This is a genomic window from Dyella amyloliquefaciens, from assembly GCF_004296575.1.
GTDB lineage: Bacteria > Pseudomonadota > Gammaproteobacteria > Xanthomonadales > Rhodanobacteraceae > Dyella > Dyella amyloliquefaciens.
In genome coordinates this window covers 490,942-503,783 of the sequence record NZ_SAYT01000001.1, presented here as the reverse complement: position 1 = coordinate 503,783, position 12,842 = coordinate 490,942, and the positions used below count along the sequence as shown (strand labels likewise).

The following is a 12,842-nucleotide window of genomic DNA, read 5'->3' as shown; positions in this document are numbered from 1 at the left end:
CTGTTGCTTGACGGACGTCATGGCCGCCCGTGGGGGACTTTCTAGCATGTGCAGGCTCATCGCCTCTGCACGGATGGTCTTCCCCGCATGAATGTCGATATCGTGGTGGTTGGAGCCGGCCCAGCCGGTCTGTGTTTTGCCCGCGCACTCGCCGATACCGGCCTCAGCATCATGGTGATCGAGCGGCAACCGCTCGCCGCCCTGCGCGAACCTGCCTTCGACGGACGCGAGATCGCGCTGACCCGGCGCTCGATGCGCATCCTGCGCACCCTGGGCATCTGGGATCGCCTCAGCGACACTGATGTCTCGCCGCTACGCGCCGCACGCGTGCTCAACGGCCAGTCCCTGCATGGCCTCAGCGTGCTGCCCACCGGCACCGGCGACGCCGAGCTGGGTTTCCTCGTGCCCAACGACCGCATTCGTCGCGCGGCCTACGCCTGTGTCGATCAGGAGCCACGCATCACCGTGGTGACCGATACCGCCGTGAGCGCCGTGTCGCTGTCCGATGGCATGCCGCACCTGCAACTCGCCGACGGCTCCACCGTCGTCGCGCGTCTGGTGGTCGCCGCCGACAGCCGCTTTTCGTCGTTGCGCCGCGATGCCGGCATCTCGGTCGACATGCACGACTTCGGCAAGACCATGCTGGTCTGCCGCATGGCGCTGGAGAAGCCGCACGGCGGCGAAGCACTGGAATGGTTCGACCACGGCCAGACCCTCGCGCTGCTGCCGCTGCACAGCGGCGAGGCGTCGGTGGTGCTGACCTTGCCGGGCCACGCGATGAAGTCAGTGATGGCGCTCGACGACGAGCAGTTCAACGAGGACCTGCGCAGGCGCTTCGATGGCCGCTTCGGCAGCATGAGCCTGACCAGTACGCGCCACACCTATCCGCTGGTGGCCACCTATGCGCACCGTTTCATCGGACCGCATCTCGCGCTGATCGGCGACGCCGCCGTAGGCATGCACCCGGTGACCGCGCATGGCTTCAATCTCGGCCTGCTCAGCGTGGATACCCTCGCGGGCCAGATTCGCCGCGCACACGCCGCCGGCCAGGACTTCGCCTCGCCCCGCGTGCTCCAGCGTTACGAGCGCGCGCACCGCGTCGCTACGCTGCCGCTGTATTTCGCCACGCAGGCCATCGTGAAGCTCTACACCGACGACCGGCTGCCCGCCCGCGTGGCGCGCACCGCCCTGCTGCGAGCGGCCCAGGCCACGCCTCCGTTCCGGCGCACTCTGGCGCGGATGCTGGAGGCACAAGGTCGCGACGACCGCTCCACGCCGTCATCCGGATGAACGGAACACGCCAATGTTTACGTGTCACTCACGTGAGCGCTGGCAACGTGACCCTTCATTCTGCGAGGAGCACGCCATGGGCCGACCCTACGACATCGAAAATACCGTCAATGGCGTCCGCGACCGGGTGGGCGAACGCATCCGACACTATGCCGGCGAAGCGTCGGACCGCGCGGACGACCTGATCGAACGCGGGCGCGACGCGCGCCGCCGCTTCGGACGCAATCGCAACACTTATGCGCGCCGCATCGGCCACGCCGCGGAGGATTTCGCGGACGAGGCGAACTATCAATATCGCCGGCTGCGCCGCCAGGTATCGCGACACCCGGTGGCGACCACCGCGATCGTGGCGGGCACGGTGGGAGCGTTTTTCCTGTTGCGGCATTTGTTCCGCAATCAGGATGAGGATTGAGGTGGTTTGTTGCGCGCGATGAAAAAACCCGCCGAGAGGCGGGTTTTTTATGGATTCGCTGTGCGACGCCAGTGGAATGGGGATAGGACGGTGTGTCGGGCAGAGCATTCTTCGAACATGGTCTGTCGCAAGGTTGGCCCCTCACCCCAGCCCTCTCCCCGGAGGGGAGAGGGAGAAGTGATGGACCGGGGCGAACAACGAAACTGCTTTAAGTCCTCAGCGTCATGGCGCGTTGCGGTGTAGCCGCTCGCTATTGGCGGAGGCGGTCGCAATCCGGACTCCGGAACCTCCAGAGCTTTTCCCTTCATATCGCTGCCAGCTCTTGAGGCCATTTTCTTTGGGTTACTTTTCCTTTGGGCCAGCAAAAGAAAAGTGACTCGAGCGCCGGCAGGGGATCGAAACGCCCGCTGCGTAAGCGGCAAGCTGGCGGAGACACGGCAACCAGAGGCCGGCGCCCTGTTACCTGGGGATCAGGGCAAGACCCGCACCCTCTCCCCAGCCCTCTCTCCCACAGGGACTACCTTCGGGTCGCTGGAGGGAGAGGGAGCTACGGCTCGCACAACAGCAGCGTTCGCATAGCCATGGATGGGGCTCGACGGACCCATCGCGCACTGGGTGCGCTCCTACAAAAGAAGAAACCTGCGTCGCCAAAAAGAAAGGCTCGCCGGGTCACGGCGAGCCTTCTCATCCAGCATTCCCCTCACGATGCGAGAGGGAAAGAAACCAACATCAGACCGTCAGCGGATTCGGCTTGTCCGGATCCAGCTTGTAGGTCTTGATCGCACGAGCCACATCCTTGGCGTTGACCTTGCCGTCCTTCGCCAGCGCGGCCAGCGCCGCATGCGCGATCCAGTAGCGATCCACTTCGAAGAAACCACGCAGGTGCTCGCGCGTATCCGAACGACCGAAGCCGTCGGTGCCCAGCACCGTGTAGCGCATGCCGTCCGGCATGAACGCGCGGATCTGGTCGGCGAATTCGCGCACGTAGTCGGAGGCGGCGATGGCCGGACCCTGGTGGCCCTGCAGCAGGCCGGTGACATACGGCACGCGCTGCTCGGATTCCGGATGCAGGCGGTTCCAGCGCTCGGCGTCGAAACCGTCGCGACGCAGTTCGCTGAAGCTCGGGCAGGACCAGATGTCGGACGTGACGCCGAAGTCCTTCTCCAGCAGCTCGGCGGCGGCGATCACTTCGCGCAGGATCGTGCCCGAACCCAGCAGCTGCACGCGCGGCTCGCCCTTCTTCGGCTTGCCGGCGTCCTTGAACAGGTACATGCCCTTGATGATGCCTTCCTCGACGCCCTGCGGCAGGTCGGGGTGGCTGTAGTTCTCGTTCATCACGGTGATGTAGTAGTAGACGTCTTCCTGCTCCTGCACCATGCGGCGGGTGCCGTCCTGCAGGATCACGGCGACTTCATACGAGAACGTCGGGTCGTACGACTTCACGTTCGGGATCGAACCGGACAGCAGGTGCGAGTGACCGTCCTCGTGCTGCAGGCCTTCGCCGTTCAGCGTGGTGCGGCCCGCGGTGCCGCCGATGAGGAAGCCGCGTGCGCGCATGTCGCCGGCCGCCCAGGCCAGGTCGCCGATGCGCTGGAAGCCGAACATCGAGTAGTAGATGAAGAACGGCAGCATCGGCTGGTTGCTGATGCTGTAGCTGGTCGCCGCAGCCATCCAGGCAGCCATGCCGCCGGCCTCGGAGATGCCTTCCTGCAGCACCTGGCCCTTCTGGTCTTCGCGGTAGTACAGCAGCTGGTCGGCGTCCTGCGGACGGTACTTCTGGCCGAACGGCGCGTAGATGCCGATCTGGCGGAACATGCCTTCCATGCCGAACGTGCGGGCTTCGTCGGCCACGATCGGCACGATGCGCTCGCCGATCTGCTTGTCGCGCAGCAGCAGGTTCATGCCGCGAACCAGCGCCATGGTGGTCGAGATTTCGCGCTCGCCGGTGCCGTTGGTGATCTGCGTGAACGCCGACAGCTCCGGCGCCTTCAGCTTGATGTCGGTGTGGCGGCGACGCTGCGGCAGGAAGCCGCCCAGCGCGCGGCGACGCTCCATCATGTACTCCACTTCCGGCGAGTCCTTGCCCGGGTGGTAGTACGGCACGTCGGCCAGCTTGTCGTCCGTCACCGGGATGTTGAAGCGGTCGCGGAAGTGGCGCACGGAATCGGCGTCCAGCTTCTTCTGCTGGTGGGTCGGGTTCTGCGATTCACCGGCCGAGCCCATGCCGTAGCCCTTCACCGTCTTGGCCAGGATCACCGTGGGCATGCCCTTGGTGTTCACTGCCTGGTGATAGGCCGCATAGACCTTGTGCGGGTCATGGCCACCGCGGTTGAGGCGCCAGATGTCGTCGTCGGACAGGTTGGCCACCATCTCGCGCGTCTCCGGATACTTGCCGAAGAAATGCTCGCGCGTGTACGCGCCGCCGAAGGCCTTGCACGCCTGGTACTCGCCGTCGACGGTTTCCATCATCAGCTTGCGCAGCACGCCCTTGGTGTCGCGGGCGAGGAGCGGATCCCAGTAGCTGCCCCAGACCACCTTGATGGCGTTCCAGCCAGCGCCACGGAACACGCCTTCCAGCTCCTGGATGATCTTGCCGTTGCCGCGCACCGGACCGTCCAGGCGCTGCAGGTTGGCGTTGATCACGAACACCAGGTTGTCCAGGCCTTCGCGGCCGGCCAGCGAGATGGCGCCGAGCGACTCGGGCTCATCGGTTTCACCGTCGCCCATGAAACACCAGATCTTGCGATCGGTCTTCGGCATCAGGCCGCGGTTTTCCAGGTACTTCCAGAACTGCGCCTGGTAAATCGCCTGGATCGGGCCCAGGCCCATCGACACCGTCGGCACCTGCCAGTAGTCCGGCATCAGCCAGGGATGCGGGTAGGACGACAGGCCGCGACCGTGGCCGGCCACTTCCATGCGGAACAGGTCGAGCTGCTCCTCGGAGATGCGGCCTTCCAGGAACGAGCGGGCATAGATGCCCGGGCTGGAGTGACCCTGGTGGAACACCAGGTCGCCCGGATGATCGGCACTCGGAGCGCGCCAGAAATGGTTGAAGCCCACGTCATACAGCGTGGCCGAGGAAGCGAAGCTGGCGATATGGCCGCCCAGCTCGCCCGGCTTGCGGTTCGCGCGAACCACCATGGCCATCGCGTTCCAGCGGATCAGCGTACGGATGCGCCATTCCATCGCCGCGTCGCCGGTCATCTTCGCTTCGTTGTTGGGCGAGATGGTGTTGACGTATTCGGTGGTCGGGTTGAACGGCAGGTAGCCGCCGGCCCGGCGCGTCGAATCGACCATCTTCTCCAGCAGGTAATGCGCGCGCTCGGTGCCGTCGTGATTGATGACCGCATTGAGCGATTCGACCCATTCCTGGGTTTCGGTGGGGTCGAGGTCCTGGTGGAGGATGTCGTCGAGCTGATCCATGGGGAGCTTCTCTCCGCGGCGCCTGGGGGTTGGCGCGGCAATAGGTGGACGCCTCCGGCGCGGGAGGCGGGAAACCCTCTGAGTGTAGCTCCGGCGGGCTTTTTCGCCAATTGGATCGAGACAGTACGGGGGCGAATGGGATGGAGGGCATTGATTCTGGCGGCAATCGCCAAAGTGGTATGCAACCCGCGTTTTGGCAGGGGCGGACCGGGGATGCCCCCACGGCAAAAAACCGGGCCCTTCCGCAACAAAAACGGGGCCACCAGGGCCCCGTTTCGTTCGCTCAAGCTGCGTCGTCAGCTCAGCTGCGACGCTCGCTCTGCGCGTGGCGGATCTGCGCGTCGACGGCGGCAATCGCCGTCATGTTCACCACACGGCGGGCCGTCGAAGCCGGCGTGAGGATGTGCGCGGGCTTGTTGATGCCCATCAGGATCGGGCCGATGGCCACGCCATCGGTCATCACGCGCACCATGTTGTAGGTGATGTTGGCCGCATCGAGGTTCGGCATCACGAACAGGTTCGCGCGGCCGCTCAGCGTGGTGTTGGGGAACATGCGCAGGCGCAGCGCCTCGTCCCACGCGGTGTCGGCCTGCATCTCGCCGTCCATGTCCAGCTTCGGGCCACGCTGCACCAGGATCTCGCGCACCTTGCGCATCTTGGCTGCACTGGCGTTCTCGTGGCTGCCGAAGTTGGAGTGCGACAGCAGCGCGATCTTCGGCTCGATGCCGAACAGCTTCAGGCGGTAGCTGGCCTGCAGCGTGGCTTCGGCGATCTGCTCGGCGGTCGGGTCGCACTGCACGTGGGTGTCGAGGAAGAACCACGCACCCTGGTCGTTGATCACGCCGGTCATCGCCGAGGTGCAGGACACGCCCGGATCCAGCCCGAACACGCTGCGCAGGTAGCCGAGCTTCTTGTGGAAACGACCGACCAGGCCGCAGATCATCGCGTCGGCTTCGCCGCGCTCGACCATCATCGAGGCGATGAGCGTGGGACGCGAACGCATCAGGTTCTTCGCCGCCGCCGGGCTCACGCCACGACGCTCGGTGAGCGCGTGGTACTGCTGCCAGTACTCGTTGAAACGCGGATCGTCGTTGATGTTGGTGAGTTCGAAATCGACGCCTTGGCGCATGCGCAGGCCCAGGCGCTGGATGCGCGTCTCGATCACGTCGGGGCGGCCGATCAGGACCGGGAACGCGAGGCGCTCATCGATCACCGTCTGCACGGCGCGCAGCACGGTCTCTTCCTCGCCTTCGGCGTAGACCACACGCTTGGTGTCCGCGCGTGCGCGCTCGTACACCGGCTTCATCAGCAGGCCCGTGCGGTAGATGAACTGGCCGAGCTTTTCCTTGTAGGCGTCCATGTCCACGATGGGACGCGCGGCCACGCCCGAATCCATCGCCGCCTGCGCCACGGCCGGCGCCAGCATCACCAGCAGGCGCGGGTCGAACGGACGGGGAATCAGGTATTCCGGGCCGAAGGTCGGCACATCGCCGCCGTAGGCGCTGGCAAGGTCGCCGGCTTCCATGCGGGCCAGTTCGGCGATGGCGCGCACGCAGGCCGTCTTCATCGCTTCGTTGATGACCGTGGCGCCCACGTCGAGCGCACCGCGGAAGATGTACGGGAAGCACAGCGCGTTGTTGACCTGGTTCGGGTAGTCCGAACGGCCGGTGGCGATGATGCAGTCCGGGCGCACCTTCTTGGCGTCTTCCGGGCTGATCTCGGGATTGGGGTTGGCCAGCGCGAGGATGATCGGCTTGTCCGCCATGGTGGCGACCATCTCGGGCTTGAGGATGCCGCCGGCCGACAGGCCGAGGAACACATCCACGCCTTCCACGATCTCGGCAAGCGTGCGCTTGTCGGTATCGCGCGCGTAACGCTGCTTGTCCGGATCCATCTGGTCGCGGCCGGTGTACAGCACGCCTTCGCGATCGAACGCGAGGATGTGCTCGGGCTTGAGGCCCAGCGCCACCAGCATGTCCAGGCAGGCAATGCCCGCGGCGCCCACGCCGGTGGTGGCGAGCTTCACGTCTTCGATCTTCTTGCCGACCACTTCGAGCGCGTTGACGATGGCCGCGCCGACGATGATCGCGGTGCCGTGCTGGTCGTCGTGGAACACGGGGATCTTCATGCGCTCGCGCAGCTTGCGCTCGACGATGAAGCACTCCGGCGCCTTGATGTCCTCGAGGTTGATGCCGCCGAAGGTCGGCTCCAGCGAGGCGATGATGTCGACTAGTTTGTCCGGGTCGCGCTCATTGATCTCGATGTCGAACACATCGATGCCGGCGAACTTCTGGAACAGCACGCCCTTGCCTTCCATCACCGGCTTGCCGGCCAGCGGGCCGATGTCGCCGAGGCCGAGCACCGCGGTGCCATTGGTGATCACCGCCACCAGGTTGCCGCGTGCGGTGACTTCGCTGGCGACCTTGGGGTCTTCCACGATGGCTTCGCACGCGTAGGCGACGCCGGGCGAATAGGCCAGCGCGAGGTCGCGCTGCGTCACCATGGGCTTGGTGGCGGAAACCTTGATCTTGCCGGGACGCGGAAAGCGGTGGTACTCGAGAGCAGCGTTGCGCAGATCTTCGGGAAGGGACATGGGATGTGTTGATCGATAAGGGGGAGTTGGGGCCGCCATGGCGGCAGGCAGTCATGGTATCACCCGTGGGGCCCGGCCCCATGGAGCAATGCAGCGATCCGGTCACGTATGGGGCCGTCACAGCCCTGAAATCATGGACTTTCGTGCGTGACGGATAGCTTGCTACAAGCTGAGCGACAGCGTCTCGGCCTGCACCTTGCCCATGTGGATGCGGTTGACGAACAGCGAAAACGCCAGCTTGCCGGCCAGTCCGTGCACGTGCTGCATCCATGGAGGCAGCCAGCGCGGCGGCGCGATGGCCCCGGACTCGAAGTACGGCTGCAGGCTGATCACGTCATGCAGGGCGAGCTTGCCCGCGAACAAATGACGCAGCATGTCCATGCGCCGCTGCTTCAGCGCCCAGCGGAAGAACGTGTGCACGGTGAGCAGGCCCGACAGGTAGACGTTGTCCTTGGCGAAGGCTGCGCCACCGGTGAGCGGGACGCCACGGAACACGCGCTGCGCGGAATGGAAGCTGTCGGCCGGACTCTGCCCGCAGTTGCTGAAGAACTGGTAGACCTCGACGAAGTCCGCGCCGCTGAGCGCCATGTCGATGGCCAGGATGCGCAGGCTGATTCGTTTCAAACGCGAGATGTCGATCGCACCGGAGATCAGCTCGGCAAACACCGCCAAGCCTTCCTGCGTGGCCGTGACGCGCGGCGAGGTACGCGCCAGCGATGCCAGCACCGGCTGCGCGCGCCCGTTGAGCGCGGTGAGCGAATGCACCAGCGCCTCGTGCGCCAGCAACTGGTGACGGTCGTACTCGCTGAAGCGGGTGCCTCCGCGAAGACGGATGCGAGTGGCTCCTGCCGCGGCCTTGGCGGTGAGTTCCGGATCCACTTCCACTGAAATGATCGGCTCGCCGAAGAAGTCGTCGAGCGCCTTCGTGAGGTCGGCGCGCAGCTGCTCGGCGCTGAGGTTCACGATCTCGTCGTCGGCGATCATTTCCGAACCCAGCTCGTCTGCGAGCTCGACGAAATAGCGCGCCGCATCCAGATTGCTGCGGTCGCTGCCGGGAATCACGTCGCCCGGACGTCCATAGAGCACGATGGACGGCGCGGTCACGTTCTTGGTGCCCACCGCCTCGAGCATTTCCGCCGCGATACGCCAGGACTCGGCCGTACGGCACAGGTATTCGCCCATCGGATCGTCATAGCCGGCTTCGCGTTCGATAGCCGCCAGTTCCGCGCGCTCGGCGGAAAAATCCGGCGCCTGGTAGCTCACCTCGGGAAGGCTGAACTGCCCCTTCGCGTAGGCCGCGATCATGCGGTCTTCCAGCGAGGCGGGCCACGCCACCGAGGACAGGATGCGGATGCCCTTCACCGCGGCAAGCAGGCGCTGGTCGAGGTCGGCGTAGCGCTGCAAGGAAGGCGGAACGCTGGTGGTCGCACTCATGCCGGCCTCCCGCGCAAGGCATCGATGCGCTGGATCAGGTCAGTGGCGATGGGGTTGGGCCTGAATGCGGCGAACAGGCCACGCGACCCTGCAGGTATGAAGGCCACGGACTTGCCCAGGCGCGAGGATTCGGTGCGAAGCATCAGCGTGATGCGCGGCGGGTTGGTCATGGTCGACGAATCGACGTTGATGACATTGGCGAGATCGATCCGCGAGGGTTCGCCCTTCTGCTTCACCACCAGCTGGTTACCTTCCAGCCAGACCTCGTCGACCAGGTCGAACAGCAAGGCCCTGAACAGCACTATGCCGATAACCATCATGAAAATCGGCGCCACCAGCATGGGCCAGAGATCGCGCTGATGCGCAAGCACGGTGCCGAACAGGCCTGCTGCGAGCACCAGCGATAGAAAGCCGAACCAGAACACGGGAAACACCCGCTTGTAGAAAAAGGTGGAAGGCGACGAAAGCCGCTGCATGCCCGCTCCCCGTGTATCGATCGCCCGATAGTAGTGCTTTCGGGCGTCGACGCAGCAAAACCGGAGCGGTCAGTTATTCGCGGTCGCGCGAATGCTTGTGGCCGTGCGGCCGCGCTGCCGGCCGGCCACCGCGCTGCCGGCGCAGTTTCGCTTCGAGCGTGGAAGCCTGCTCTTCGCGCTCGTCCCGCAGCTTCAGGTAGTTGCGCCAGCGCTCGGCCGACAGGTCGCCGCTGTCCAGCGCCGCCTGCACCGCGCAACCCGGTTCACTGCCGTGCCCGCAATCGGCGAAGCGGCACTGTTCGGCCAGCGCGTCGATGTCGGCGAACAGGTCGAGGTTCTCCTCGCCGGTCAGCTTGAGCTCGCGCATGCCTGGCGTATCGATCAGGCAACCGCCGCTGGGCAACTGCAGCAGCGCGCGGTACGTCGTGGTGTGGCGCCCGCGGCTGTCGTGGTCGCGCACCGCGCTGGTCGCCATCCTCTCGGTGCCCAGCAAGGTGTTGGTGAGCGTGGACTTGCCCGCGCCTGACGACCCCACCAGTACGGCGCTGTCGCCCAGCTGCAGATACGGCAGCAGCAGCGTCGCGCTGGCCGGATCCTTGCCGTTGATCGCATGAATGGGCGTGCCCGCCGGCAGCCGCTCGCGCAGCGCGGCAAGCAGCTCGACGGCATCATTACGGGTGTCGAGCTTGCTGAGCAGCACGACCGGCTGCGCGCCGGAACCCTCGGTAAGCGACAGGTAGCGCTCGATGCGCGACGGATTGAAATCGCCGTCGAGACCGGTGAGCACCAGGACATAGTCGATATTGGTGGCGATCAGCTGCCGCTCGTAGCGCTCGCCGGCAGCGGCGCGCGAGAGCACCGTGCGACGCGGCTGCACCTTGACGATATGCGGCGGCTTGCCCGGCTCGATCTCGACGAAATCCCCCACCGCCGGACGTTCGGCCGGATCCAGGCTGCGCTTGAGGAAATGGCCCGCCGGCTGGGCCCCGAACAGGTGCTCGCCGTCGTGCAGTTCGTAGCCCGCACGATGTTGCGCCACGACACGCGCAAGCTGCCTCCCCTCGGGGGGCAGCGCGTCGCCACGCCAGCCGATACGGTGCAGTCGTTCGATGATTTGGGCATCCGTCATGGGGCCGATTATGCCTTGCCTCGAAAAAGCCCGAAATGAGGCCAATCCTGCCTCCCATCCAGCGTCTGGACGCTGCTAGGATGCGGAAAGCGGCAACTTTCTTGCGCCGCAACAACACCTATAACGAAGGACGCTCGCGTTGGCCTCGATCAAACCCAGTGCGCACCTGGCGGATGTGCGCTATGAAATCCGTGGCGCACTGACCCGGCGATCGCGTGAGCTCGAGGCTGCCGGCCTCCCGATCATCAAGCTCAACATCGGCAATCCCGGTCGCTACGGCTTCGAGACCCCCGCGCACCTGCGCGAGGCCATTGCACGCCATCTGCAGGACAGCGAGGCCTATGGCCACGAGCAGGGCCTGGAAGAGGCCCGCGAGGCCATCGCCGCCCAGCAGCGCCACCGCGGTGCCCAGGGCGTGGACGTGGAACGGATCTTCGTCGGCAATGGCGTCAGCGAACTGATCGACCTGAGCCTGCGCGCCCTGCTGCAGCCGGGCGACGAGGTGCTGCTGCCCAGCCCGGACTATCCGCTGTGGAGCGCCGCCACCATCCTCAACGACGGCAAGCCGCGCTACTACCGCTGCCTCGCCGAGCACGGCCACCTGCCCGATCCGGACGAGATCGAGTCGCTGGTGACGCCGCGCACGCGCGCCCTGGTGCTGATCAATCCAAACAACCCGACCGGCGCTGTGTATCCGCGCGAGCTGCTGGAGCGCATCGTCGCCATCGCAGCGAAGCACCGCCTGCTCCTGTTGAGCGACGAGATCTACGACGAAATCCTCTACGACGGCACCCCGTTCCAGCCGCTCGCCGCCGTGGCGGGCGACCTGCCCTGCGTCAGCTTCGGCGGCCTGAGCAAGGTGCACCGCGCCTGCGGCTACCGCGTGGGCTGGATGAGCCTTTCTGGCGATCCGTCGAAAACCGCCGATTACCGCGATGCGCTGCAATTGCTGGCCGCGCTGCGCCTGTGTGCGAACGTCACCGCACAGTGGGCCGTGCGCCCGGCGCTGCAGAGCGCGCCGACCATCCAGACGCTGACCGCCGAGGGCGGCCGCCTGCACGAGGCACGCCGCGCGGCGCTGGAAGGCGTCGCCGCCAGCCAGTTCCTCGACATCGTGGCGCCCGCCGGCGCGCTGTATGCGTTCCCGCGCGTGCGCGCCGACCGCCTTGCCGACTTCGACGACAACGCGTTTGCGTTGCGCCTGCTGGAAGAGGAGTCGGTGCTGGTGGTGCCCGGCAGCAGCTTCAACGTGCCGCACAGCCGCCACCTGCGCCTGACCCTGCTGCCGCAGCCGGAGCAGATCCGCGAGGTATTCGTGCGCATCGAGCGCGTGCTGGCCGGCATGGCCGCCGTGCAGAAACCGCGCGCCGCCGTGGCCTGAGCGCCATGCGCTATCTCGCGCTGGGCGACTCGTACTCGATCGGCGAGGGCGTGCCCGAGGCCGGACGCTGGCCGGTCCAGCTGGCCACCCGACTGCGTGGCGAAGGCATCGCGCTGGACGATCCGCTGATCGTCGCCACGACGGGCTGGACCACGGACGAGCTGTCCGCGGCCATGGACGTTACGGCCTTCGCGCCGCCCTACGACCTGGTCAGCCTGCTGATCGGGGTGAACAATCAGTACCGCGGGCGCAGCGCGGACGATTATCGGGAGGAATTCCGGCGCATGCTTGGACGTTCGGCTGACCTGGCCGGCGGGCGACCGGGTCGCGTGCTGGTACTGTCGATTCCCGATTGGGGCGTGACACCGTTCGCCCAGGCGAGTGGACGCGACATCGCCCAGATCGCTCGCGATTTGGACGTCTATAACGCCATCGCCGCCGACGAGGTCAACGCGACCGGTGCGTACTGGGTCGATATCACGGGCATTTCCCGCCAGCACCCGGCGCTGCTCGCCGAGGACGGACTGCATCCGTCTGCAGCGCAGTACACGCTGTGGATGGAGGCGGCGCTGCCCGTCGCGCGCCGCATGCTTGCCATATAGCCCCTCTCCCCCGGGAGAGGGATTGGGGAGAGGGTTCGGTGTTACCTGAGCGCCCATTACCCCGCGCTCCGACCGCACCCTCATCCGGCTGCCGCCACCTTC

The 12,842-nt window shown here is 66.0% G+C and carries 9 protein-coding genes; 4 read left to right on the top strand and 5 right to left on the bottom strand.

Annotated elements, in window-relative coordinates; genetic code table 11:
* The first annotated feature begins 87 nt into the window (after positions 1-87).
* Entirely contained in the window at positions 88-1,290 is a 1,203-nt protein-coding gene (gene ubiM / locus EPB08_RS01995; RefSeq protein WP_130617380.1) for a 5-demethoxyubiquinol-8 5-hydroxylase UbiM, read from the top strand.
* Positions 1,291-1,366: 76 nt separating this feature from the next.
* Positions 1,367-1,702 carry a hypothetical protein gene (locus EPB08_RS01990; RefSeq protein ID WP_130617379.1) on the top strand — a complete coding sequence of 112 codons (336 nt, stop codon included), beginning with the start codon at positions 1,367-1,369 and terminating at the stop codon, positions 1,700-1,702.
* Positions 1,703-2,431: 729 nt separating this feature from the next.
* On the opposite strand, the gene aceE is transcribed toward EPB08_RS01990, so the two are convergent.
* The 5 genes from aceE to rsgA all read right to left on the bottom strand — a co-directional run bounded on the left by aceE (position 2,432) and on the right by rsgA (position 10,757).
* Positions 2,432-5,125, bottom strand: a complete 2,694-nt coding sequence (gene aceE / locus EPB08_RS01985; RefSeq protein ID WP_130617378.1) for a pyruvate dehydrogenase (acetyl-transferring), homodimeric type — start codon at positions 5,123-5,125, stop codon at positions 2,432-2,434.
* A gap of 301 nt (positions 5,126-5,426) precedes the next feature.
* Positions 5,427-7,718, bottom strand: a complete 2,292-nt coding sequence (locus tag EPB08_RS01980; protein ID WP_130617377.1) for an NADP-dependent malic enzyme — start codon at positions 7,716-7,718, stop codon at positions 5,427-5,429.
* A gap of 162 nt (positions 7,719-7,880) precedes the next feature.
* The gene (locus EPB08_RS01975) at positions 7,881-9,152 is read right to left on the bottom strand and encodes a peptidase MATCAP family protein (protein ID WP_130617376.1); all 1,272 of its coding nucleotides are present in this window, start codon (positions 9,150-9,152) and stop codon (positions 7,881-7,883) included.
* Entirely contained in the window at positions 9,149-9,628 is a 480-nt protein-coding gene (locus tag EPB08_RS01970; RefSeq protein ID WP_130617375.1) for a hypothetical protein, read from the bottom strand. The genes EPB08_RS01975 and EPB08_RS01970 overlap by 4 nt, the downstream gene beginning before the upstream one ends.
* 73 nt (positions 9,629-9,701) lie before the next feature.
* A complete protein-coding gene (gene rsgA, locus EPB08_RS01965) occupies positions 9,702-10,757 on the bottom strand; it encodes a ribosome small subunit-dependent GTPase A (protein WP_130617374.1) in 1,056 nt (351 codons plus the stop codon).
* A gap of 139 nt (positions 10,758-10,896) precedes the next feature.
* Between rsgA and EPB08_RS01960 the strand changes: the two genes are divergently transcribed.
* Together EPB08_RS01960 and EPB08_RS01955 are read left to right on the top strand one after the other, a co-directional pair.
* Positions 10,897-12,138 (top strand): aminotransferase class I/II-fold pyridoxal phosphate-dependent enzyme, encoded by a 1,242-nt coding sequence (locus tag EPB08_RS01960; RefSeq protein WP_130617373.1) that lies wholly within the window; start codon positions 10,897-10,899, stop codon positions 12,136-12,138.
* Between the two features lie 5 nt (positions 12,139-12,143).
* Complete coding sequence (locus EPB08_RS01955; protein WP_130617372.1) at positions 12,144-12,740, top strand: SGNH/GDSL hydrolase family protein; 597 nt, start codon at positions 12,144-12,146, stop codon at positions 12,738-12,740.
* Positions 12,741-12,842 lie beyond the last annotated feature (102 nt).

Coding starts and splice junctions, on each gene's coding strand:
- ubiM (WP_130617380.1), top strand. CDS start 88: ATGAATGTCGATATCGTGGTGGTTGGAGCCGGCCCAGCCGGTCTGTGT.
- EPB08_RS01990 (WP_130617379.1), top strand. CDS start 1,367: ATGGGCCGACCCTACGACATCGAAAATACCGTCAATGGCGTCCGCGAC.
- aceE (WP_130617378.1), bottom strand. CDS start 5,125: ATGGATCAGCTCGACGACATCCTCCACCAGGACCTCGACCCCACCGAA.
- EPB08_RS01980 (WP_130617377.1), bottom strand. CDS start 7,718: ATGTCCCTTCCCGAAGATCTGCGCAACGCTGCTCTCGAGTACCACCGC.
- EPB08_RS01975 (WP_130617376.1), bottom strand. CDS start 9,152: ATGAGTGCGACCACCAGCGTTCCGCCTTCCTTGCAGCGCTACGCCGAC.
- EPB08_RS01970 (WP_130617375.1), bottom strand. CDS start 9,628: ATGCAGCGGCTTTCGTCGCCTTCCACCTTTTTCTACAAGCGGGTGTTT.
- rsgA (WP_130617374.1), bottom strand. CDS start 10,757: ATGACGGATGCCCAAATCATCGAACGACTGCACCGTATCGGCTGGCGT.
- EPB08_RS01955 (WP_130617372.1), top strand. CDS start 12,144: ATGCGCTATCTCGCGCTGGGCGACTCGTACTCGATCGGCGAGGGCGTG.